The organism is Archangium sp., assembly GCF_057119385.1.
Map to the genome: position 1 here is coordinate 46,691 of NZ_DBNGVP010000118.1, position 22,971 is coordinate 69,661.

The 22,971-nt window shown below is 68.4% G+C and carries 20 protein-coding genes; 16 read left to right on the forward strand and 4 right to left on the reverse strand.

What is annotated here, in order from left to right:
• The first annotated feature begins 2 nt into the window (after positions 1 to 2).
• The 4 genes from AC16DP_RS28660 to AC16DP_RS28675 are packed head-to-tail and all read left to right on the forward strand — an operon-like array spanning position 3 to position 6,206.
• A complete protein-coding gene (locus AC16DP_RS28660) occupies positions 3 to 1,229 on the forward strand; it encodes a methyl-accepting chemotaxis protein (protein WP_329726399.1) in 1,227 nt (408 codons plus the stop codon).
• 54 nt (positions 1,230 to 1,283) lie between these two features.
• On the forward strand, positions 1,284 to 3,560 hold the full coding sequence (locus AC16DP_RS28665) for a hybrid sensor histidine kinase/response regulator (RefSeq protein ID WP_329726400.1): 2,277 nt from the start codon (positions 1,284 to 1,286) through the stop codon (positions 3,558 to 3,560).
• Between the two features lie 19 nt (positions 3,561 to 3,579).
• Complete coding sequence (locus AC16DP_RS28670) at positions 3,580 to 4,587, forward strand: chemotaxis protein CheB (protein WP_329726401.1); 1,008 nt, start codon at positions 3,580 to 3,582, stop codon at positions 4,585 to 4,587.
• Positions 4,581 to 6,206 carry a CheR family methyltransferase gene (locus AC16DP_RS28675; protein WP_329726402.1) on the forward strand — a complete coding sequence of 542 codons (1,626 nt, stop codon included), beginning with the start codon at positions 4,581 to 4,583 and terminating at the stop codon, positions 6,204 to 6,206. The genes AC16DP_RS28670 and AC16DP_RS28675 overlap by 7 nt, the downstream gene beginning before the upstream one ends.
• A gap of 4 nt (positions 6,207 to 6,210) precedes the next feature.
• On the opposite strand, the gene AC16DP_RS28680 is transcribed toward AC16DP_RS28675, so the two are convergent.
• Positions 6,211 to 6,531: a polyhydroxyalkanoic acid system family protein gene (locus AC16DP_RS28680; RefSeq protein ID WP_329726403.1), complete on the reverse strand. Its 321-nt coding sequence runs from the start codon at positions 6,529 to 6,531 to the stop codon at positions 6,211 to 6,213.
• A gap of 207 nt (positions 6,532 to 6,738) precedes the next feature.
• On the opposite strand from AC16DP_RS28680, the gene AC16DP_RS28685 reads away from it, so the two are divergent.
• The 7 genes from AC16DP_RS28685 (at position 6,739) to AC16DP_RS28715 (ending at position 15,189) form a co-directional block, all read left to right on the forward strand.
• The gene (locus tag AC16DP_RS28685; RefSeq protein WP_329726404.1) at positions 6,739 to 7,770 is read left to right on the forward strand and encodes a hypothetical protein; all 1,032 of its coding nucleotides are present in this window, start codon (positions 6,739 to 6,741) and stop codon (positions 7,768 to 7,770) included.
• A gap of 66 nt (positions 7,771 to 7,836) precedes the next feature.
• On the forward strand, positions 7,837 to 8,982 hold the full coding sequence (locus AC16DP_RS28690) for a DUF1015 family protein (protein WP_329726405.1): 1,146 nt from the start codon (positions 7,837 to 7,839) through the stop codon (positions 8,980 to 8,982).
• A 49-nt stretch (positions 8,983 to 9,031) separates the two neighbouring features.
• On the forward strand, positions 9,032 to 9,784 hold the full coding sequence (locus tag AC16DP_RS28695) for a tRNA1(Val) (adenine(37)-N6)-methyltransferase (RefSeq protein WP_329726406.1): 753 nt from the start codon (positions 9,032 to 9,034) through the stop codon (positions 9,782 to 9,784).
• Positions 9,785 to 10,045: 261 nt separating this feature from the next.
• Entirely contained in the window at positions 10,046 to 10,378 is a 333-nt protein-coding gene (locus AC16DP_RS28700) for a PAAR domain-containing protein (protein ID WP_329726407.1), read from the forward strand.
• 21 nt (positions 10,379 to 10,399) lie between these two features.
• Positions 10,400 to 13,363: an RHS repeat-associated core domain-containing protein gene (locus AC16DP_RS28705; protein WP_329726408.1), complete on the forward strand. Its 2,964-nt coding sequence runs from the start codon at positions 10,400 to 10,402 to the stop codon at positions 13,361 to 13,363.
• 20 nt (positions 13,364 to 13,383) lie between these two features.
• Positions 13,384 to 14,265, forward strand: a complete 882-nt coding sequence (locus AC16DP_RS28710; protein WP_329726409.1) for a hypothetical protein — start codon at positions 13,384 to 13,386, stop codon at positions 14,263 to 14,265.
• Positions 14,266 to 14,301: 36 nt separating this feature from the next.
• Positions 14,302 to 15,189, forward strand: coding sequence for a DUF4123 domain-containing protein (locus AC16DP_RS28715; RefSeq protein ID WP_329726410.1), 888 nt, complete (start codon positions 14,302 to 14,304; stop codon positions 15,187 to 15,189).
• Between the two features lie 28 nt (positions 15,190 to 15,217).
• Here AC16DP_RS28715 and AC16DP_RS28720 read toward each other — a convergent pair whose 3' ends face one another.
• Genes AC16DP_RS28720 through AC16DP_RS28730 form a run of 3 tightly spaced genes read right to left on the reverse strand, consistent with a single transcriptional unit; the run spans position 15,218 to position 18,095 of the window.
• Positions 15,218 to 16,354: a hypothetical protein gene (locus AC16DP_RS28720; protein ID WP_329726411.1), complete on the reverse strand. Its 1,137-nt coding sequence runs from the start codon at positions 16,352 to 16,354 to the stop codon at positions 15,218 to 15,220.
• Complete coding sequence (locus tag AC16DP_RS28725) at positions 16,354 to 17,190, reverse strand: hypothetical protein (protein ID WP_329726412.1); 837 nt, start codon at positions 17,188 to 17,190, stop codon at positions 16,354 to 16,356. Before AC16DP_RS28725 ends, AC16DP_RS28720 begins: the two co-directional genes overlap by 1 nt.
• Positions 17,187 to 18,095 carry an ABC transporter ATP-binding protein gene (locus tag AC16DP_RS28730; protein WP_329726413.1) on the reverse strand — a complete coding sequence of 303 codons (909 nt, stop codon included), beginning with the start codon at positions 18,093 to 18,095 and terminating at the stop codon, positions 17,187 to 17,189. The genes AC16DP_RS28725 and AC16DP_RS28730 overlap by 4 nt, the downstream gene beginning before the upstream one ends.
• A 242-nt stretch (positions 18,096 to 18,337) precedes the next feature.
• Between AC16DP_RS28730 and AC16DP_RS28735 the strand changes: the two genes are divergently transcribed.
• The 5 genes from AC16DP_RS28735 to AC16DP_RS28755 are packed head-to-tail and all read left to right on the forward strand — an operon-like array spanning position 18,338 to position 22,968.
• Positions 18,338 to 18,547: a hypothetical protein gene (locus AC16DP_RS28735; protein WP_329726414.1), complete on the forward strand. Its 210-nt coding sequence runs from the start codon at positions 18,338 to 18,340 to the stop codon at positions 18,545 to 18,547.
• 58 nt (positions 18,548 to 18,605) lie between these two features.
• Positions 18,606 to 19,577, forward strand: coding sequence for a porphobilinogen synthase (gene hemB, locus AC16DP_RS28740; RefSeq protein ID WP_329726415.1), 972 nt, complete (start codon positions 18,606 to 18,608; stop codon positions 19,575 to 19,577).
• A gap of 33 nt (positions 19,578 to 19,610) precedes the next feature.
• Entirely contained in the window at positions 19,611 to 20,156 is a 546-nt protein-coding gene (locus AC16DP_RS28745; RefSeq protein ID WP_329726416.1) for a hypothetical protein, read from the forward strand.
• 41 nt (positions 20,157 to 20,197) lie between these two features.
• Positions 20,198 to 20,788, forward strand: coding sequence for an RDD family protein (locus AC16DP_RS28750; RefSeq protein WP_414640673.1), 591 nt, complete (start codon positions 20,198 to 20,200; stop codon positions 20,786 to 20,788).
• Entirely contained in the window at positions 20,773 to 22,968 is a 2,196-nt protein-coding gene (locus tag AC16DP_RS28755; protein WP_329726418.1) for a D-alanine--D-alanine ligase family protein, read from the forward strand. Before AC16DP_RS28750 ends, AC16DP_RS28755 begins: the two co-directional genes overlap by 16 nt.
• The last annotated feature ends 3 nt before the right edge of the window (positions 22,969 to 22,971 follow it).

The following is a 22,971-nucleotide window of genomic DNA, read 5'->3' on the forward strand; positions in this document are numbered from 1 at the left end:
CAATGTCCCCCGCTGACACGAAGAACGAAGTTGTCCCGACGGAGGGCGCGGCTGCCCCTCGTACCAAGAAGGCCGGCTCGCTCAAGCCCCTCACCGACACCGTCATCGCGGTGCTGGCGGGCAACCTCGAGGCACGCGTTCCCAAGAACGCCCTGGAGGACGATGCCGCCGACCTGGCCCAGCTCTTCAACCAGCTGCTGGACCGGCACGCCTCCTCCGAGCGCCGCAAGCAGGTGGCCGCCCAGGAGATCGATCAGGCCATCGACGCCCTCATCACCCTGGTGCGCGAGGGTGACCTGGCCCAGTGGAACACCTCCACCGAGGACGCCCAGCTCGGGCCCCTGCTCGAGGGCTTCGGCAAGGTGATCGAGACGCTGCGCACCTTCGTTCGCGAGATCAACGAGGCGGCCCTGCGCCTGTCCTCGTCCGCCAACCAGGTGCTCGCCGCCTCCACGCAGCACGAGACGAGCAGCACCGAGCAGGCCGCGGCCATCCACGAGACCACGGCCACGATGGAAGAGCTCAAGCACGCCTCGGCGCAGATCGCCGAGAACGCCGGCAGCGTGGCGCGCGTGGCCGAGGAGACCCTGGGTGCCGCTCGCGCGGGCCGGGGCGCCATCGGCGAGTTCATCCAGGCCATGCAGCAGATCCGCAGCGACGGCGTCGCCGTGGCCGACTCCATCACCAAGCTGTCCAAGCGCGTGGAGCGCATCGGCACCGTCGTCGAGGTCATCGACGAGATCGCCGACCGCTCGGACCTGCTCGCGCTCAACGCGGCCCTCGAGGGCAGCCGCGCCGGTGAGGCGGGCAAGGGCTTCTCCATCGTCGCGGCCGAGATGCGCCGCCTGGCGGAGAACGTCATGGAGTCCACCAAGGAGATCAAGAACCTGATCACCGAGATCCGCGAGGCCACGGCCGCCGCCGGCAGCGCCGCGGATGCCTCCAAGGAGGCCACGGAGTCCGGTGAGAAGCTGGGCGCGGTGGCCGCGCAGGCCGTCGAGGGCATCCTCGCCGGTGTGCAGGAGACGAGTGACGCCGCCCGCGTCATCAACCTCGCCACGCAGCAGCAGCGCACCGCCACCGAGCAGGTGGTGGCCTCCATGGCGGAGATCGAGGACGTGACGCGTCAGACCACCCAGGCCTCCAAGCAGGCCACGGGTGCCGCCGCCGAGCTCACGCAGCTCGCCGGCCGTCTGGCGGAGCTCATCAAGCGTTTCAAGGCCGACTAGTCAGGAGCGGGAGAGGCAACTCGGGGCGGATTTCCGTCCTGACGCCCTCTGGTCATGGACACCGAGTCCCTCAAGAAATCCCTCCTGTCGAAGTTCCAGGAGGTCAGCGCCGACCGTCTGCAGAAGATCCAGCTGGGCATTCTCGATCTCGAGAAGCCCACCGCGGATCAGGCGGCGGACGAGGTCGCGCGCGAGCTGCACACGATGAAGGGCGAGGCCCGCATGCTGGGCCTGGCCGCCATCGGCCAGCTCGCGCACGCGGCCGAGGACGTGTTGCGCGCCGAGCGAGACGGGAGGGCCGCCACCGAGGTGGCGACGGACCTCCTGCTGCGTGCGTGCGACACCATTTCGGACCTCCTGGAGGACACCGAGGGCGCCCAGTCGGGCACCCCGGCCTCGCAGGAGATGGTCGAGGCGCTCACCGCGGCCTCCGGCCACGCGCCTCCGGCCATCGGCGGCGCCCGGCCCTCGCAGACGGCCATTGCGGTGGTGCCCGCGGTCCCCGTGGTGGAAGCCACCCTCGAGGAGCCCGCGGAGCCCGTCTACGTGCCTCCGCCCGCCGCGGCGGTGTCACCTCCGCCCCGCGCCAGGGCCGAGCACGCCCACGAGGAGGGTCACTCCCCCAAGGCGCTCGCCGATCGCAGCATCCGCGTGAATGTCGAGGTGCTCGACTCGCTCGGGCTGCTCGCGGGAGATCTCCTGGTGGAGAGCGCGCGTGGCCGGCTGCGCGCGTCCGAGGCCGAGGCGCTGCTGCAGCGCTTCTCGCGCCTGGGCGACCGCTTCCTCAAGCTGGCCGAGCATCTGGCTGTCCCCAACTCGCTGCGCAACGACCTCGAGCGCATCGAGGGCGATCTGCACATGCTGCGCGACGACGCGTTCCGCTTCGTGCGCCGCAACGGGGACGGCATCGAGACGCTGCACGGCAACCTGTCGATGATGGCGGACCACGTGGCCGAGGCCCGCCTCGTGCCGCTGTCCACCGTCTTCGACGCCTTCCCGCGCGCCGTGCGCGACATCGCCCGCGCCCAGAGCAAGGACGTGGACCTCGTCATCGAGAACGCCGACCTCGGCGTGGATCGCTCGATGCTGGCCGACGTGCGCGACGCCCTGGTGCACCTGCTGCGCAACGGCGTGGACCACGGCCTGGAGACGCCCGACGAGCGCCGCATGCTCGGCAAGCCCGCCGCGGGCCGCCTGCGCATCCGCGTGCGCGCCGACGGCGACATGCTCAGCATCGAGGTGGACGACGACGGCCGCGGCATGGATCCGCAGAAGCTGCGGGAAGCGGCCGTGCGCAAGGGCCTGCTGACCGAGTCCCAGGCCGCCGCCCTCTCCGAGCGCGAGGCCATGGAGCTCATCTTCCGCGCCGGCTTCTCCACCCGCCATGAGATCACCGACATCTCCGGCCGCGGCGTGGGCATGGACGTGGTGAAGAAGAAGGTGGAGTCGCTGGGCGGCTCGGTGGGCATCGTCAGCCGCCTGGGCCGTGGCAGCGCCTTCACCCTGCGCCTGCCGCAGTCGCTGGCCCTCATGAAGGTGCTGCTGGTGCGCCTGGGCGACGACGTCTACGGCATGCCCGCCGCGGACGTGGTGGCGGTGATGCGCGTGAAGCCCGAGGACCGGATGGAGGTCTTCGGCACCCTCGCGGTGAAGCACCGCGGCAAGCCCACCGCGCTGGTGGGCCTGGGGCCGCTGCTGGGCGTCAACGGAGGCAACCGCTTCGACAAGCCGCCCGCCGTGGTGGTGCGTCACGGCGATGACCTGGCCGCCCTCGTGGTGGACGGCTTCGTGGACGAGCGCGAGGTGGCGGTGAAGCCCTGCGGAGGCGAGTTCCTCAAGGGCGCCGCCTTCATCGCCGGCACCGCCGCGCTGGAGGACGGCCGCATCGCCGTGCTCCTGCACGTGCCGGACATCATGACGGAGGTGCGCCGCATGGCGCGGCCCGTCACCCAGGGTCAGGCCGCCAAGCGCCTCCGGGTGCTGCTGGTGGACGACTCGCCCATCGCGCGCGCCACCGAGTCGGCGCTCGTCAAGGCGCTGGGGCACACCGTGGACGAGGCCCAGGACGGCGAGGAGGGCTACCTCAAGGCCCAGTCGCAGCAGTACGACCTCATCCTCTCGGACGTGCAGATGCCCCGGCTGGACGGCTTCTCCCTCACGCGGCGGCTCAAGTCCACCGTGGGGCTGTCCCGCATCCCGGTCATCATCCTGTCCTCGCTCGCGTCGCCGGAGGACAGGCGGCGCGGGGCCGAGGCGGGCGCGGATGCGTACCTGGTGAAGGGCGAACTGGGCGTGGAGAGCCTGGCGCAGACCATCGATCGTCTGACCTGAAGCGAGGCGAGGGGGAAGCTTGGACGTCGGTGCGTCCGCATACCGAGTGTTGCTGGTGGGCGAGGTGCTTCGGAGCGCCTCGCGGGGGTTGTTCGACGGGGTGGTGCTCGCCCCGGCCGGCAACGTCTGCGAGTTCTCCGAGGCCCTCGAGGTCGTGCAGCGTCTGCACCCGGACGTGGTCGTGGTGGACCTGTCCGGCCCGGATGCCCTCAAGGCCATTCAACGGGTGATGGCGGAGCGGCCCGTGCCGGTGCTCGCGCTCCACCCGGGCACGCTCTCCGGCGCCGAGGCCTTCCAGGCGCTCGCCTTCGGGGCCGTGGACGTGGTGGATCGGCCACACGAGCCCGGCATCGACTTCTGGCAGGCGGTGGGCCGCAAGTTGATGTTGCTCGCCGAGGTGCGCGTGTCGCGCCCCGTGCAGGTCCAGAAGCAGAACGTCCGTCCCGCGGCCACCGAGGCGCCGTACCCCCTGGTGGTCATTGCCTCCTCCCTCGGAGGGCCCAAGGCCCTCTCCGTGGTGCTCAAGATGCTTCCCAAGGACTTCCCCGCGCCGGTGTGCATCTGCCAGCACATCAGCCACGGGTTCACCGAGGGCCTGGCCCAGTGGCTCGGCTCCGAATCGCCGTTGAAGGTGGTGGAGGCCACCGACGGCGAGGAGATGGTGCCCGGCTGTGTCTACATCGCGCGCTCGGGCTCGCACCTGGTGGTGCGTCCCAAGGGACGGCTGGTGTTGGATCCCAGTCCCCCGGTGCGAGGCTTCCGGCCCTCGTGTGACGTGCTGCTGACGTCCGCGGCGGAGTCCTTCGGGACGCGCGTGCTGGGCGTCATCCTCACCGGAATGGGCCGCGACGGTGCCCGCGGACTCAAGGAGATCCGCGAGCGCGGCGGGCGGACCATCGCCCAGGACAAGGCGAGCTGTGCCGTGTACGGCATGCCCAAGGAGGCCGTGCGCCTCGGGGCCGCCGAGGAAGTGCTGCCGCTCGAGCAGATCGGTCCAACCCTCGTTCAGTGGGTACAGTCATGCTGACGGTGACCTCCAAGGCCCTGCAGCAGCTCTCGTCCCTGCTGTTGGAGCGGGCGGGGCTGAAGATCACTCCGGACGGCTACCACAGCCTCCGGCTGGCGTTGTCCACGCGCATGCCCGTGGTGGGCATCGTCAACGCCGAGGAGTACGTGAAGCTGCTGCGCTCCGCGGAGGACGAGCTGCGCGCGCTGCTGCCGCTCGTCACGGTGGGGCACACCGAGTTCTTCCGCGATCCCAAGCAGTTCCGGGCGCTGGAGAGCCGCATCCTCCCGGACGCCCTGTGGAAGGCGCGGCGGGAGAACCGCCGGGTGTCCATCTGGTCCGCGGGCTGCGCCACCGGCGAGGAGCCCTACAGCCTGGCCATGGTGCTGGCCGAGCAGGGCGCGCTCCCCATCGAGGTGGACCTGTGGGCCACGGACCTGAACCTCGCCGCGGTGGAGGCCGCGAAGCAGGGGCGCTTCTCGGCCCGCCGCGTGGCCGGCATGCACGGCGATCGCCGCACGCGCTTCTTCCGGCCGGTAGAGGACGGGTACGAGATCGTCTCCTCGCTCAAGGACTACGTGCGCTTCGACGGGCAGAACCTCGCCGTCCCCGTCTTCGAGAAGGTGAAGCCGGAGTCGCTGGATCTCATCCTCTGCCGCAACGTCATCATCTACTTCGATCTGCCCACCATCCGCGCGCTGATGGATCGCTTCCTCGCGGCGCTGCGGCCCGGGGCCCTGCTGCTGCTGGGCTACTCGGAGAGCCTCTTCAAGGTCTACGATCGCTTCGAGATGGTGGAGATGGAAGGGGCGTTCGTCTACCGGCGGCCCGTGAAGCCGCTGGCGCCGCGCACGCCCATCGGCATCGGGAACACGAAGTCCCACTCCGCGCTGCTCCCGTCGACCCGGGCCCTCAAGACGACGCTCGACACGTCCGCCAAGGTGCCTTCGGTAGCGCGCAAGACGGTGGAGGTGCCCGCGTCCAAGGCTCCCGAGGCGCCTCTTCCGGCGCTCCCCCCGGGCCCCCAGGAGCCGCCCCGGAAGTTGCTCGAGGCCTCCACCGGAGGCGCCGAGGCGGGCCGCACGCGCACCGGGGAGATGCCCGCGTGGTCGCTGATGCTGGCGCCGGGCGAGCGGCTCAACGCCGCCGTGCGGATGATCGAGCGCGGTGACTTCGTGTCCGCGGTGGCCACCGTGGAGCAGCTCCTATCGGACGAGCCGGGCCACCTGGACGCGTTGCTCACCCTGGGCAACATCTACTCGCTGAGCGGACGTGTCGTGGACGCGCGGGATGCCTTCGCGCAGGCCATCAACCGCGAGCCGCTGTGCGTGGAAGCGCGGGTGTTCGGCGGACTGGCGGAGCTGCAGGCCGGAGAGCTCGCCGAGGCCCGTGCGGAGCTGGGCAAGGCGCTCTTCCTGGAGCCCTCGCTGGCCATCGGTCACTACCTGATGGCGCAGGTGCACGAGCGGCTGAAGGATCACGAGGCGGCGCGGCGGCACTACCGCAACGCCATCTCGCAGCTGCGCTTCCCCCAGCGCCAGCTGGCCGGCCACTATCCGGAGCTGCCGGACTCGGCCGAGTCCATCTCCCGCGCGGCGCGTTACGCGCTCGCCGCGCTGGAGGAGGGACCGCTGCTGTAGCCGGCTACGCCAGGCCCTTGTCGTCGTCGAGGCCGCCCTTGCTCGGGTCGAGCGCGGCCGTGAACTTCTTCTGCAGGTAGGACCTGGCCTGGCTGCGCAGCAGCATGCCGGGGTCGGTGCCCTCGCCCTGGATGGCGCCGTCGGTGATGGTGAAGCTGGCATCGAGGTTGATGCCCATCACCTTGCCAATCACCTTCGCGCCGTCCCCGGCCCAGTTGGCCTTCACGCCGTACTTCTCCGTCCAGTACTCGAGGAGCTGCTCGACGCGCTTCCTGGCCTCGTCCTTCGGGAGGGAGTGGGGGACCTCGAACTTCATCGTGCCCATATGGCGCTCCTGGGTTCGTGAATGGACCCGCCCGGTCCAGGGATGCCGGAGCGGGAGGGGAACCCGGGTCTCGCCGCCGGGCGCGCGGAAGTCAACATTCCGATGACGCTCTGTCCACCCTCTCCCTCTGGGAGAAGGTGAGATTCCCGCTGCATCGGCCGTGCATTGGGGTTTGATGCCGCCGAGTCCGGACAAGGAGTGGTTCGCGTGTCCCCGTTGACCCGTTGGTTGTCCCTCGCCGCTGTCCTCCTGCTCGCCATGCCGGGGACGGCCCGCGCGCAGTACGCCTCCGATGCGCCGGTGCAGCCGCCGGACACGGCCTCGCTGCGCACCGCGCCCCAGGCACCTCTCACCCAGGAAGGACAGTTGCCGCCCGCGGCGCCCCGGGCCTCCGATGAGCCCGAGGCCAACGGGGCCATCCTCGATGGCCACCTGCGCTACGGCGCGTTCCTCTCCGGGCCGGGCAGCCTCTCCTTCATCCTGCACCACTCCGTCATGGGGGCACTGGGCGGCTTCTTCACCCAGGGCATCGCCAACGGCTTCAGCTTCGAGCGCAGCTCCCGCGAGGCCATGCTGGCGGGCACGCTCCTCGGCGCGGGGCTCGGGTTCGGCGCGTCGGCGTGGTGGCAGTTCTACAACTGGATCGACAAGCCGATGGGCTACTTCGGCATCGGCAACTCCCTCATCGGAGGCATGTTCGCCGCGGGCTTCGTGGACATGCTCACGCGCGATGTGACCGCGCTGGCCTGGGCCTCCTTCGTGGGGGCCGAGCTCGGTGCGTGGCTCACCGCGACCGTTGCCGGCAGCCAGTTGCCGCTCGATGACGGCATGCTGGTGGCCTCGGGAGGAGGGTGGGGCCTCATCTACGGCGCGCTGCTGCTGGCTGTCGTTCACTTCTCCGGCACGAAGATCTCCGGGAAGGCGTGGGCGGACACCCTGCTGATCACCCCGGGCATCGGCGCGACGGCGCTCGCGCTGGCCACGATGAAATACGACCCCAGCCCCGGGCAGATCCTGAGGGCGGACATCTTCGGCGTGGGCGTGGGCGCGGTGGTGCTGCTGCTGTCCGGACTGGTGCTCGGCGGGTTCGATCAGCCCACCCCGTACGTGCTGTCCTTCCTCGGCTCGGCGGGCGCCATCGCCACCGTGAGCCTCCTGTGGGAGGAGGCCGCCGAGCGTCCGGGCCCGCTGGGTCTCGGCCCGGCGCGCTCCAAGCCCTACCGCTGCGTGTGGTGGTAGCTCGGCTGCCGGGCGCCCGAGAGGGCGTCGTGGCGGGCGGGGAAGCGGGGCCCCATTTTTTCCCATATGGCGCGCGTCCTCCCGTTCTCAGCCCTGCTTCCTTCGCTCGAATCGCACCTGGCGGCCGATGACGAGGGTTCTCCCTTCAACGCTCCGCCCCGCTCCGCCTTCATCCGCCCGCTGCTCGACAGGGTGGACCCCACGGCGGAGCTGGGACGGCTGAGGCAGGCGGGCTCCGTCCTGCGCGACTCCCGCCCGGCCCTGTACCTGGCGGAGGTGTACAGCTCCGCGGGCCGGCTCGGAGGGCCTCCGGTCCGCTTCCTCCTGTGTGGCCTGGCGCCGGACGCGGCCGAGCCGCTGGAGCACGAGCCCTACCGGCCCCGCTCGGCCCAGGTGGAGCCCACCGTCACCCTGGCGGCGGACGACCATGGAGTGCTCCGGGCCCTGCTGGCCGAGGCCGCCGAGTTGAGCAGCACCGTGTGGCAGGGCACCTTCGAGGACGCCCCGGTGTCCCTGCGGCGCATCGAGCCCTCGCCCGTGGCCCGGCGCATCCAGGCGGTGCTCGACGAGGCGCCCCTGCGCCCCCTGGCCGAGCTGGATGAGCGCAGGCCGAGTCTGGCGGCCATCGTGCCGCTGTCGGATCCCGGGCTGCACTTCGAGCCGGTGCACCGCGCCATCCAGGGCCTGGAGACCTTCGAGGAGGAGACCTTCCTCGCGCTCGTGACGGCGTACGCGCGCATCCATGACCTGGACGAGCCGCTGACGACGCCTCGGGGCGTGGCCCTGGCGAACGAGCGGCTGGCGACGCTGGTGCGCGGACACCACGCGGTGCTGATGGTGCTGCCCGGAGGGCGGGGGAAGATCCTGCGCTTCCGGCAGGGGTTGGATCTGGCGCACCTGAAGGCCGCGCCGCGCAATCCGACGCTGCGCAGCCTGGACCTGGCGCTGCTCAACGCGCTGGTGCTGCGCACGGTGCTGGGCATCAAGGACCCCGAGGATCCGGGACACCCGCAGGTGTTCGCGGTGCAGGGGCTGGACTCGCTGGTGCGCGGCGTCCACGCGGGGACGTTCCAGGTGGGCTTCGCGCTCAACCCGCCGCCCCTGTGGGAGGTGCGCGCGGTGATGGAGGCGGCGCAGTCGCTGCCACCCAAGACGCTGCGGGTGGAGCCCGCGCCGCCCGCGGGGCTCCTGTTCCTGGATCCGGAGGCCTAGGAGCGGGGTGGGTGCCCTGCTGACAGAAGCGTTGGCGTGGCCCCAGCGCATGCCGCTCGAGCTCCGGCCCGGGGCCGGGGAGACGCTCGATTCCGTCTGCGGGGGAGAGGTGAGGGTGCTCCAGCGCCGCCGGGGCTACCGCTTCACGTTGGATCCAGTGCTGCTCGCGCACTTCGCCGTCTACGAGGCCGGAGCGGTGCGGGGCCGGCTGATGGACCTGGGCACCGGCTGCGGCATCATCCCGCTCATCCTCGCGCGGCGGTTGGGCTGCGAGAGCATCACCGGGCTGGAGCTCCAGCCGCGTCTGTTCTCCCTGGCCGAGCGCAACGTGCACCTGAACCGCTGCGAGCGGGAGGTGTCGCTGGTGCGGGGAGATCTGCGCTGCGTGGACCGGCTGTTCCCGAAGGCCAGCTTCTCCTACGTGCTGTGCAACCCGCCGTACCGGGCGCGGGAGCAGGGGAGGATCAGCACGGACATGGAGAAGGCGCTGGCGCGGCACGAGATCTCCTGCGAGCTGCGGGACGTGGCGCGCTCGGCGGCGTATCTGCTGAGGAGCCGCGGGAGCTTCTGCGGGGTGTACCCGGCCTCGCGGCTGTCCGAGCTGATGGCCGTGCTGCACGCGGCGAAGCTGGAGCCGAGGACCATGCGCATGGTGCACTCGCGCGCGGGGCGCCCCGCGAAGCTGGTGTTGATGCACGCCGTGAAGGGCGCGCCCACCGGGCTCACCGTGCTGCCCCCGCTCGTCATCCACGCCGATGACGAGCAGGCCTTCTCGCGCGAGGTCAGCGCGATGGTGGAGTGAACTTTTCACTCTGGCCATAAAGTCGTTTGGGACTCGGGTCGAAATTCCGCCTTCACTCTGAGAATCGCTGGTATCGAGTGCTACACTGAACGTGGCGTTTGCCGGGATTCACAGGGGGGGGTGGTGTTCTCCGACAGCGGTGCAGCACTCGCGACATCAGAGGAAGCCGCCGAGGTGAAACCCAACCCTGTGGACTCAGTCCAGTGACAACTGCTTCAGAGGAGAGAGCGCTCCATGCCTCCAGCTGCTCGAATCAGTGACATGCATACCTGCCCGAAGTCGGAGCCGGGCCCGGTCCCCCATGTGGGAGGGCCCGTATCGGCGGGTGAGTCAACGGTGCTCATCGGTTACATGCCCGCGGCACGAGTGGGTGACATGGCCGTGTGCGTGGGGCCTCCGGACTCCATCTCCCAGGGTGAGTCAACGGTGATCATCGGAGGCAAGCCCGCGGCGCGGTTGGGGGATCCGACCTCGCATGGTGGAGTGGTGGTCGCGGGCTGTCCGACGGTGCTCATCGGCGTTGCAGCTCAGTCCAAGTGCATGGCGGATGCGTCGGCGGGTGGCGCGCCCTTCGTGACCAAGGCCGGGTCGTAAGCGTCCACCAGGACCATCGGCATGCTGAAAATTCATGACACGCAGTTGTCCACGCTGCGCAAGCACTTCCTGGCTGAGTCGCTGGCCCGGTCGTTCCAGTCGTCCTCGCTGAGTTCCTCCGTGGAGTCTGCGACCGGCGATGTGCTGGTGGCGGATCCCAAAGGCAACCAAGCCCGGTACACGTTGGACGGGCATGGATTCGTCAATGGTGTGACGAGCCCCCTGGGTCGCCGTTGGCGGCTGGAGAATGACTCCCAGGGAAAGCTGCTCGCTCTATCCGACCCCAAGGGCCTGCGCCTTGGTTTGTCCTATGACTCGCGAGGCTTGCTCACCAGCACATCGCAGGGCTCTCACAAGCTCTTCGACGTAGGCTACGACAAGCAGGGACTGCTCAACGAAATCATCTACCCCGATGGGACCCGACGCACTTACGAATACAAGACGCCGCAGTTGATATCGGCCGTGGGCAACCGGCTGGGTGCCGGGGTTGAATACAAGTACGACTCCGGGGGATTGCTCGAATCCATCCGTGATGGGAATGGCCATCGGACACAGTTCGAGTATGGCCGGTGGAGCCGTCCTGATCGAGCCATCCGCGCGGATGGCTCGTACGAGTCGTATGTGTACAACTCCCGTGGGCTCGTCGAGCGGATCTTCACTGGCTCCGAACTGCTGGCCTACATCGAATACGACGACCAGGATCAGCCCGTCGTCATTACCTACGGTGGTGGAGAGAGGCTCTCGCGGGTCTATGAGGGTGGCAGGCTCGTTGAGACATCCACCGAGGGTTCCACCGTCAAGTATGTGTATGACGACAAGGGCCACGTCCTTGAGGAGCACCAGGATGACCTCGTCGTCCGGTATGACTATGACGAGTCAGGGGCGCTGACGGGTTTGGTGTATCCCTCCGGCGAGCGGGTCGAGTTCGCCCTGGACGCGGACCAGCGTCCATCGAGCATTCGGCTCTGGACGGGGGATTTCTACCGCTTCGGATATGGCGCGGATGATCGGACGATAGAACTATCCGGTCCCAATGACCTGACCACCGTCATCCGGCAATCACAGCTCGGGCTGCCTGTCTCGGTAGTGACCCGGCGATCTAACTTCGCCACTGCTCGGGATCTCTTCTCGTATACATGCGAGTATGACGCCGAGGCCCGGCTGCGGTCCTGCAAAGACTCCGCCTTCGGGAGTCGACGGTTCACCTACGATTCCGAGGGGCAGATTCTCGAGGTCGATTCCGAGAACCCCGGCCTGAGAGAGCGCTTCGCGTATGATCTCGCGGGCAACCGTGTGCGCTGGAACGAGCAGCGCGCCACCTTTGATTCCGTCAACCGGCTGATTCAACAGGGGGACACTTGGTGTGGCTACGATGCACGCGGAAACCTCGTGTCCCTGCGTTCTTCCGCGGGCGAGTGGATCTATCGCTATAACTTCCGCAACCTGCTCGTGGAGGCGCACGGGCCCGGTGGGCAGAGAGTTTCCTACGGGTACGATGCGCTCGGACGCCGCATCTGGAAGCGCACGGCGGCGGCGGAGGTACGCTACGTCTGGGCGGGTGAGACGCTCATCGGTGAGGTGGAGCGCTCCGGTAGCCGGACTATCACCCGTGATTTCCTCTACATCCCGGGGACATACACGCCATTGGCCATGCGTGTGGATGGCCGAATCTACTCCTACCACACGGATCACCGGGGTGTCCCGATCCGTCTCACGAACGAGGTCGGCTCCGTCGTCTGGGCCGCGGATTACAGCGCCTATGGCCAAGCGTCGGTCCTGGTGGAGCGGATTTCCAACCCCCTCCGTCTTCCTGGCCAGTATCACGATGAGGAGACGGGGCTGCAGTACAACCGCTTCCGGTACTACTCGCCGCTGCTGGGGCGCTACCTCACCCAGGATCCCACCACGTACTTGAATGGGCTCCATTTCTACAGCTATGCCAGCAATGATCCGATCAACTCGGCGGATCCGCAGGGACTCTGGAGCTGGAGTTGGAGTGCAGTCGCCTCAATAGCGGCCAGCGCCGTAGTTGGCATCGCCGTCACAGTTGCCGTTGGTGCCCTGCTGGCTCCGTTGGCGCTGCCAGCCCTGGCGGTGACGGCAGCTGCGGTCGTATTGGGAGGCGCCGCCGCAGGCGCCGTGGGCTTCGGCTTGAACGAGGCGCTCAATCAGACGGACTTCTGCTTCCTATGTATCCTCAAGGCGATGGGCAAAGGCGCGCTAGTTGGTGCCGTTGCTTCGTTGCCTTTCGTGTTCCTGCCTGCGGCGGCGGGGGCGCTGGCCTTCATGGGCGCAGGCGCTGCGAGCGGAGCCATCGGGTACATTGGCGACTGGCTCGCCAGCCCGGGAGCAGAGTGGAGTTGGTTGGGCTTCAGCATATCCGTGGGATTGGGGGCTGTCACCGCGGGCGTTGGGGCTAAATACATGAAGTGGAAGCAGAGCCGGAACGCTCCTCGTGAGGCTCCGCCCGCGGAGACTCCGGAACCGCCGGTGCCGCAGCCAGAGGCACCAGTAGGCCATTCGAAGGGCACCACCGTACGTCTCGATCAGGTTCGTTATAGTCAGAAAACGGTCAACCCGGAAATGAGGGGCAGTTCGGGGGACAAGGCTTCTATCAGCGATGTGGCGAATGACATGCGAAATAATGGCTGGAATACGAAGAGCGATCCCCCTGACATGGTGGATTGGGGCGATGGGCAATACCAAACGTTGGATCATCGCCGGATCATGGCGGCCCGAGAGGCCGGTCTGGAGGAGATTCCCGCCAACATTCACGCAGCCAGCGATCCACTTCCCCCTGATGTTGCGCAACGCTTCGAATTCCAAAAGACATTCACGGATCCAGTGACTGGAGTGAAATACAATAAGGGAGATTTGCCAACGACCTGGGGAGAAGCAGCGATGGGGCGCGCTGCCAAGCAGGGGTCGAGCTTCCCATTGAGAGGCAGCGTAGAGCCGCCCAAGCTTTCTGGTTCGGGTAATTGATATTGGCGAGGTTCTGGCAAGTGTCCAAGGTCAATAGTATCGATTCTATGTATCGGCAGTACCTCGAAACCAGGTTTGCTCCTGGGGCCGTAGCTTCGCTGATTGGAGTGCTTCATCAAGCGGATTTGACCGATGAGGCGAAAGCCTTGAAGGCGTACTTCGAGGGTGGGCCCGGTGTGATATATACCGCGCAGAAAACACCCTGGCTTGGGCGCAAGTGTTTTGTGGGAGCCGTGTTGCCGGGCACTGCCAAGCCCGGAGATTTGTGGTTCGACATCGTTGAGATGGCGATGATGGTGTTGGTGCCTGGGAACAACAAAGCCGATCCCAAGAAATGGTTCTGGCTGAGTACGCATCCTGCGTATCTGTGGCAGTTCAAAGGCTTCGCGGCCCTGTCGCGGTGGAGGCTGCGCCAGCAACATTTCTTGAAGGCCAAGGATCTCATGTCGACGGATGCGCGCTTCGCTTCCGTGCAGGAGACAGAATTTGTTTCCGACGTGTATCACGAGGAAGCGGTTGCCTACGCTCGTTGGTTTGGCAAATTCCTGTGTAGCCAACATGTCCTTCAACTGGCGAAAGAATTCCTGCCTCGGGAGTGCTTCGACTCTGTGCTGCCCAAGGGGGTCCGGTTCTGGAGTGAAACGGAGTTCGTGGACTCTCAATTCGTACGCATCGCGACCGGGCAAGACACGCTGGAAAAGGAGCCCGATGACGAGTTTGCGCTGAGGGAGAGCAAAGAGAACGAGAAGCTTGCCGACAGAATGCTCTACGAGGAGTGGGAGCGCAGGGTCGAGGTGGGCGTATCCACATTCGTTCCTCTACAGGTTGGCCTGGTACAGAAGTCTCCAGCACGAGTCTATGAGTTCATGGAACTCGAGGCCCTCGCACCGCGACCCGGATAGGCAGGCACTCGGTCTATGGCGGGAGGGAAGAGTGGAGTGACGGCTGCTGGCACAGACAAGAGACTCATCGTCGAGGTGCGCTGGGGCGCGAACGCGGGCCACAAGGCGGTGGTCGAGCCAGGGCGGGTGCTGCGTGTTGGCAGGGCGGAGCCGGCGGAGTTCGTGGTTGTCGGCGACACCGGAGTGTCCGCTCTGCACTTCGAGCTGGCTTGGGATGGAGCGACGTGCCAGTTGAAGAACCTGGCAAGTGGAGCGGGCACGCTGCTGAACGGGCAACTCGTGGATGAATCAGAGGTCTCCCACGGAGCCTGGGTGCGCGCGGGCCAGACCGATTTCTCCGTTTATTTCGAAGGCAATACCCCTCCGCCTTCGCCCGCTGACCCCGAATCCGCCGAGCGCAAGGCACGCGCGTTGGATGTGCTCTCCGGGCTGACCGGACCTCTCTTCGCGGTGCTGGATGCGGCGCGGGATGAGCGGATCCTCGTCCTGCTGCGCGAATCGGTAGAGGCGTATCGCTCCCTCTATGAGGGAGCCCAGGGCGAGGCGATGGCGGAGATCGCGCCCTACGTGGTCCATCTGCCCAGGGACTCGCGGCTGCTGCGGTCGCTGGTTCAGGAGGGGTGGGGGAGGAACTGGGGGATCTTCCTGTCCAGCCAGCGGCCCTTCAGGGACGTGCGGCGCCACCTCCGCAAGTTCCTCATGGTGAAGGACTCCGCGAACCGGGAACTCTACTTCCGCTTCTACGATCCGCGCGTCCTCCGGGTCTTCCTCCCCACGAGCTGGCCCGAGCAGAACCAGGCGCTCTTCGAGGGAATCGGGGCCTACTGGGCGGAGGGGGACGATGGCACGAGCCTGCTCCGCTTCGCCTTGAAGGAGCAGGCGCTCCACCGGGAGATCATTCCGCTCGCCGAGAGCCCGGCATAGACCGGGCCCCTCGGCTCGACCCCGGAATTCACGGCGTGGGGCTGGCCTCCTGCGGCTTCTCGTTCTGGGCGCCCTGCTGCTCGCGGCAGAAGGCGAGCTGCTGCTTGATGGTCTCGAGCGGCACGGCCAGCTCCAGCTTGAACTCGTTGCCGTCCGGCCGCACCTTCGCGAAGTCCAGCAGCTGCGCCAGTTCCTTCTCGCCCTCGGTCTGCGCCTTCATCCGCGCCAGCGACAGCGCGCCTCCGAGCGACTTGCCCAGGTCTGTCACCTTGTCCGCGTCCGGCCCCTTCACCTGCGCCGTCATCGCGAAGTCCGAGCTCGCGTCCACGTGCAGCTCCACGTTCTCCGCCACCTCGGCCAGCCGTGCCGCCAGCTCCTGCTGCTCCTGCGGGAACAGCTTCTTGAGCTGCTCCGTCGAGATCACCCCATACATCTCTCCGTACGTGCTGCTCTCGGAGATGACGGGCGGCTCGTCCGGCCCGCGGCCCTCGACCCGGTCGATCACCTGCTTCACCCCGTCCGCCGACCGGCCGAACACCAGCATCTGGTTGTTCCACAGGCCCATCTGCGGCCCGTCCCGCCGCACCACGCTCCCGTCCGGCATCTTGCGCTCGTACTGCCGCTCGAAGAGCCGCGCCTCGTCTCCGTAGTCGTAGTGCGTCGCCCCCCGGCTGCTCAGCAGGTTCTTCAGGCGCTCGTCCCCGAAGTTGCCCGAGAGGATGACCCCATCATCCGTGAGCACCATCCGGTCCAGGTCCTGGAACGGGTCCACGCCCGTCTCCTTCTTGAACCGCTCCAGCTCCGCGCCCTCCCGGTTCATCAGGCACTCCAGCAGCATCTCCCCGATGGGCGAGTGACGGATGGCGTTGGCCTCGATGACCACCGCCGTCTTCCCCTTGCCCCGGGGCAGCGCCGCCAGCACCGGATCGCTCGGCCGTATCGGCTTCTGCTCCGCCACCGTCCCCGCGTCCATCACCGCGGGCATCACGTACGTGCGCCGCTTCTCCATGCGCTCGCGCTCCGCCGGCCGCAGCCGGTTCGGGAACGCCACCTTCGGCGGGGGAGGGGCCTCCTCCTCGCCCTGTCCCGACAGCATCAGCCACGCGGCCAGGCCGAAGAGCACCACCGCGAACACCAGCCACAGTCCACGACGCCGCTGCTGCATCAGTAATCCCTCCCCTCGAACCACCAGAAGCCCAGCGCCAGCACGCCCAGGCCGAACACGAACACTCCCGCCAACAGCATCGTCAGCGACTGCACCCCCAGTGGCGTCGAGGCCGCCAGGTCCATTCCCGCCTTCGCCAGCGCGGACAGCCGCGGCAGCACCAGCGTCACGCCCTTGAACAGCTCGCGGCTCACGCCCTCCTCGAGGAAGGGGGCGATCTTCGTCCGGAAGCCCGCGATGACGCCCGCCACCAGCGTGATGCCTCCCAGCGCCGCGCACAGGGCCGAGCTGCGGATCAGCGTCGCCGTCGTCAGCATCACCGCGTACACCGCCGCGAAGCTCACGCACGCCAGCAGCGCCGAAATCACCGGCCCCACCGTCCAGTACCCCGTCTTCACCCCGAAGATGAGCACCAGCCCCACCGAGCCGTACAGCGACCCGAGCAGCGCCAGCGTCATCACCCCCACGAACGTGCCCGCCAGGATGTGCCAGCGGCGCAAGGGCAGGGCGAGCAGGTGCTCGATGCGCCCCGGCGACAGCAGGCTCGGCGCGAAGTCACAGCACGAGACGATGCCGAACAGGATGCCCCCGTAGAAGACCAGGGCCGCCGCCGCCATGAACACCGGCTTGAGCGCCACGTCCACCGCGCGGATGTTGATGTCCATCACCTCGCCGAACAGCCGCGAGGCCGCCAGCGCCCCGTCCACCACTTCGATCTTCAGGCTCAGCGACAGCGTCACCAGCACGCCCGTGACGCCCAGCAGGAAGGCCAGGATGAACTTGCGCGAGACCGCCTCGCGCAACACGTACCCCGCGATTCCCAACACGCCGTTCATGCCGCCACCCCCATGGCCGAGGCCAGCACGCTCTCCAGATCCTGCCCGTCCCGCTTGAGCTCCACCAGCAGCGCTCCCGCCGCCCGCGCCTTGTCCAGCGCCGCGTTCAGCCCCGCCGCGTCCGCCGCTTCCACGTGGTACTGGCCCTCGGTGCCCGCCGCCGTGAAGCCCGCCGCGCCCAGCGCCCCCGCGTCCGCTCCCGGCGCGAAGCGCACCACCCACCGCGCACCGCTCCGGGCCAGCTCCTCCAGCCGCCCCTCGCGCAGCACCTTGCCGTTGCCGAGGATCGCCACCCGGTCGCACAGCCGCTCGGTCTCCGCCAGCAGGTGCGAGTTGAGGAACAGGGTCGTGCCGCGCTGCACCTCCTCCTGGAGGATCCGCCGCACTTCCACCCGTCCCATCGGATCGATGCCGTCCGTGGGCTCGTCGAGGATCAGCAGATCCGGGCTGCCCAGCATCGCCGCCGCCAGCCCCAGCCGCTGCCGCATGCCCTTCGAGTACCCGCCGATGCGCCGGCCCAGCGCGTCCCCCAGTCCCACCCGCTCCAGCAGGCGCAGGTTCGCGGCCTTGTCCGGCTTCAGTCCTTTCAGGCCCGCCACCGTCCCCAGGAAGGCCGGCGCCAGCCACGCGCCCGGCAGGTGCAGCCGCTCGGGCAGGTAGCCGATGCGCGCCCGGATTCGCGGATCCTCCGGCGAGCCACCGAGCACCCGCACCGTCCCCTCCGTGGGCTGCACGATTCCCAGCATGCTCTTGATGAACGTCGTCTTCCCCGCGCCGTTGGGGCCGATCAGCCCGAACGCGCTGCCTTCTGGTACGGAGAGGTCCACACCCCGCAGCGCCTCGTGTCCGGCGCGGAACGCTCGCCGGTAGGTCTTACGGAGTCCGATCACTTCGATGGCTGGCACGATGCGCACTCTACGACGGAGCCCGGCCCGCGATTGCCCTGCATGCCACACGAGCCAGCACCCGAGCCCGTGTCCCGGCCGCTCGCGAGCCCCTTTGCGCACCCGGGAAATGCGGTTCGCACCTTTTTTCCGGGTGCTTGGAGGTCCCAACTTTTCCGGCCTTCGTGGTTTCGCGCCCTTGCGGGGCGCCCCTGCATGGCCCGGCGTGTGCACAAGCCGCGAAGCACAGGAGGCAACACCCCATGTCCACGATCAAGCTGATGGAGCAGGAGCTGTACGCGGCGCGCCGGGAGCTGGCGGAGGCGGAGCGCGGTCTGCGCGAGAACACCGAGGCGGCCCGGACCCGCTATGCCCGCGCCGTCCACGAGGCCGAGCTCGCCGAACGCATGGCCGCTCGCATGTCCAGGCAGCGCAGCTGGCTCGACGAGAGCTGGCGCCTGGCTGCTGTCTGAGCAGCCCCATCAGGAGATTTCCTTTCCGGTGGCCGCCAACGGTTTATACCGTCGGCACATGGCTCATCCGATCCACCGACCCCGCCGGCTGCGCCGCAGCCCGGCCCTCCGTGAGATGGTGCGCGAGACCACGCTCGCGCCCTCGGACTTCATCTATCCGCTCTTCGTCGTCGAGGGCCGCGACATCCGCCGCCCCATCGGCTCCATGCCCGGCATCTCCAACCTCTCGGTGGAGCATGCCGTCGCCGAGGCGAAGCAGGCCCACGCGCTCGGCGTGCCCGCGGTGCTCCTCTTCGGCATCCCGAATCACAAGGACGCCCAGGGCTCCCAGGCCTACGCGCGCGAGGGCATCGTCCAGCGCGCCATCCGGGAGATCAAGAACGCGCTGCCGGACATGCTCGTCATCGCCGACGTGTGCCTGTGCGAGTACACCGACCACGGCCACTGCGGCATCATCGAGGGCGGCCATGTCGCCAACGACGCCACGCTGCCGCTGCTCTCGCGGATGGCCGTGACGTGCGCCCAGGCCGGCGCGGACATCATCGCCCCCTCGGACATGATGGACGGGCGCGTGGCCTCCATCCGCTCGGCGCTGGACGAGGTGAAGCTCACCGAGGTCCCCATCCTCTCCTACGCCGTCAAGTACGCCTCGGCCTTCTACGGGCCCTTCCGCGAGGCCGCCCAGAGCACGCCCCAGTTCGGAGACCGGCGCACCCACCAGATGGACCCGGGCAACGTGCGCGAGGCCCTCAAGGAGACGGACCTGGACATCGAGGAGGGCGCGGACATGATCATGGTCAAGCCCGCGCTGTCCTACCTGGACGTCATCCACCGGGTGCGCGAGCGCGTGAACGTGCCGGTGGTGGCCTACAACGTGTCCGCCGAGTACTCCATGGTGAAGGCCGCCGCGCAGAACGGGTGGATCGACGGAGATCGGCTGATGCTGGAGATTCTCACCTCCATCAAGCGCGCGGGTTCGGATCTCATCATTACCTATCACGCGCTGGAAGCCGCGAAGCTGCTCGGTTGACGGTCGGGCACGGCGTCTCTACAGAATCGGCACATGGCCACCCGCAAGAAGAAACGGCCCCCCCATCGCAAGGCGGCACCCCCGGCGGCGACCCGGCGCACCCCCCGTGCCGGCAAGCGCCCGGGTGCCGCCCGCACCGCCATCCCCGCCTCCGCCGTGCGGCCCGCGGGGCCCCTCCAGTACAAGGTCGTCGAGCTGTCCACCGTGGACGAGGGGACGCTCGAGCGCACCGTGAATGAGTGGAGCCTCCGGGGGTGGACCCTGGACGGGGTGCAGTTCGCCATGCGCGAGTCCTCCAAGCGGCCCGCCATGGCCTTCGTCTTCTTCACCCGCGAGGGAGAGCCCGCCGCCCAGGACGTGGAGGGCGCGCGCGGCCGGCTGCGGCAGATGTCCGAGACGGGCTCGCCCACGGCCCAACTGGTGGCCTCGCCGGACTTCACCGGCAACGCCGCCGCCTCGTCCTCGCCGTACCAGCGGCCTCCGGGCATGGTGAGCGCCCATGAGCGGCTCGCGCAGCTCGCGGGCCTGGACGAGCCCGAGCGCCCCGAGCGGGGCCTCATCCTGGAGCCCGAAGAGTGAGCCCCTCCCATCCTGTCTTCTCCACCCACCGCCGGCCCGGCCTGCGCGTGGTCCACGACGGCGACGAGCTTCCGGGCTCACCCTATCCCAAGGCCTCGCTGTGGATGCGGGCGGGCGCGCGCATCGTGGACGTCGCGGTGGCCTGGGGTCTCTGCGTCGTCTGCGGCGCCGCCGGCGAGGTGGTGGCGCTGCTCTTCCTGCTGCTGGCCGACGGCATGCTCCAGGGCCAGAGCGTGGGCAAGCGCATCTTCGGCGTGAAGGTGATGCACCTGCCCACGCAGTCCGCCGCGCGACACCGCGACAGCACCCTGCGCAACGCCCCGCTGGCCCTCATCGTCCTGCTGGGGATGATGCCGAAGCCCCTCGGGCTGGTGGTGGGCCTCGCGGGGCTCGTGGTGATCGGCGGCGTGGAGGCCCTGCGCGTGGTGAGGGATCCGCTCGGCTGGCGGCTGGGGGATACCTGGGCCCAGACGCAGGTGGTGGACGGGAAGGTCGTCGCCGGAGCAACGGTTGCAGCACGCACACCTGTGACGGCCGCTCGCGTCCCAGGCAGATTCTTGTCCGCGGCCCGGCTCCGCCGGATCCGCCATTTCAAGAAGTCCAGAAGGGGAAAGCCTTGCGCATCGCGCTGACGTACAACCTCCGGTTGTCCGACTCGGAAGACGAGGCGGAGTTCGACACTCAAGAGACGGTGAACACGCTGGCCTCGGCCATCGAGCGGCTCGGCCACCGGCTCGAGCGTTTCGAGGTGAGCGGCCCGGCTTCCCGCACCGTCGCGCGGCTCGAGGCGTACAGCCCGGACCTCATCTTCAACATCGCCGAGGGCCGCCGCGGCCGCTTCCGCGAGGCCTTCTACCCGGCGCTCTTCGAGGAGCTGGGCTTCGCGTACACCGGCTCGGACGCGTACGCGCTGGCGGTGACGCTGGACAAGCAGCTCACCAAGCTGGTGCTCTCCAAGCACGGCATCCGCACCCCGGGCTGGCAGTTCGTCGAGAAGCTCACCGAGCTCAAGGCGGAGGATCTGCGCTTCCCCGTCATCATCAAGCCCAACTTCGAGGGCTCGTCCAAGGGCATCACCCAGGACTCGGTGGCCGAGACGTTGGAGCAGGCCCGCGAGAAGGTGTCCCAGGCCCTGGCGCGCTACCCGGCCGGCGTCCTCGTGGAGGAGTTCATCAGTGGCACGGACATCACCGTCCCGTACCTGGCGGCGGTGCAGAACGACCATGACGGCGTGCTCAGCCCGACGGAGTACGACATCGATCCGGCCGCCATCGCCGGCCGCAAGTACGCCATCTACGACTACGAGCTGAAGACGAAGAAGGAGAACGCCGTCAAGGTGCGCGCCCCGGCCAACATCCCTCCGAAGGTGGCCGAGGAGATGCGCACCATGTCGAAGAAGATCTTCCAGGCGCTCGACTGCCGGGACTTGGGACGGATCGACTTCCGGCTCAGCGACGCGGGCGTGCCGTATTTCCTGGAGATCAACGCGCTGCCGAGCCTGGAGCCGGGCGCGGGCATCTACGCCGCCGCGGCCATGGAGGGCATGCACCTGGACGGGGTGGTGGGCGCCATCATCCAGAGCGCGGCGCGGCGCAACAAGATCAAGGACGGCAAGCGCCAGGGCAAGCCGGCGCGCAAGTCGGGTCCGCTGCGCGTGGGCTTCACCTACAACGTCAAGCGCGTGAAGCCGGCGTTGGACGGCCAGGCGGTGGAGGACAGCGAGGCCGAGTACGACTCGCCCACCACGCTGCAGGCCATCCGCGAGGCCATCGCCTCGTGGGGCCACGAGGTGGTGGACCTGGAGGCCACGGCGGAGCTGCCCAGCGTGCTGGCCAGCACGCCGCTGGACATCGTGTTCAACATCGCCGAGGGCTTCAAGGGCCGCAACCGCGAGAGCCAGGTGCCGGCCATGTTGGAGCTGCTGGACATCCCGTACACGGGCTCGGATCCGGCCACGCTCTCCATCGCGCTGGACAAGGCGCTGGCGAAGAAGATCGTCCGCCAGGCGGGCATCCACACGCCCAACTTCCAGCTGATGCACACGGGCAAGGAGCGGCTCAACAAGGAGTTCACCAGCTTCCCGCTGATGGTGAAGCCGGTGGCCGAGGGCTCCTCCAAGGGCGTGGTGAGCAAGAGCGTCTGCCACAACGAGGCGGAGCTGCGCGAGGTGGTGAAGGAGATCGTCACCAAGTACCAGCAGCCGGCGCTCATCGAGGAGTACATCGGCGGGCGTGAGTTCACGGTGGGCCTGCTGGGCGAGCGCCGCCCGCGCGTGCTGCCGCCCATGGAGATCGTCTTCCTGGACAAGGCGGACAAGACGCCCATCTACAGCTTCGAGCACAAGCTGGATTGGACGGATCGCATCCGCTACGACGCGCCCGCGAAGCTGGAGCCCGCGCTGCTGGAGAAGCTGAGGGCGGCGGCGCGTGGCTCGTTCATGGCGCTGGGATGCCGGGACGTGGCGCGCATCGACTTCCGCATGGACGACAAGGGCCGCATCTACTTCATCGAGTGCAACCCGCTGCCGGGTCTGACTCCGGGGTGGAGCGACCTGGTGCTCATCGCGCAGGGCGCCGGCATGGACTACCGGGGCCTGATTGGCGAGATCATGGCCCCGGCCATCCGCCGCTACAAGGAGCGCGAGGCCCGCCGCGCGGCGGATGAGAGCGCGCTGATGAAGCTGGCCATGGAGAAGGCCGCCCTCGAGAAGGCCGCCATGGCCGAGGACAACAAGGCCGTGACGGGCTCGGGCTCCGGGTCGTCGTCCTCCTCGGGCGAGGGGCCGGTCCGCATGGACATGAAGGCTCACTGAGAC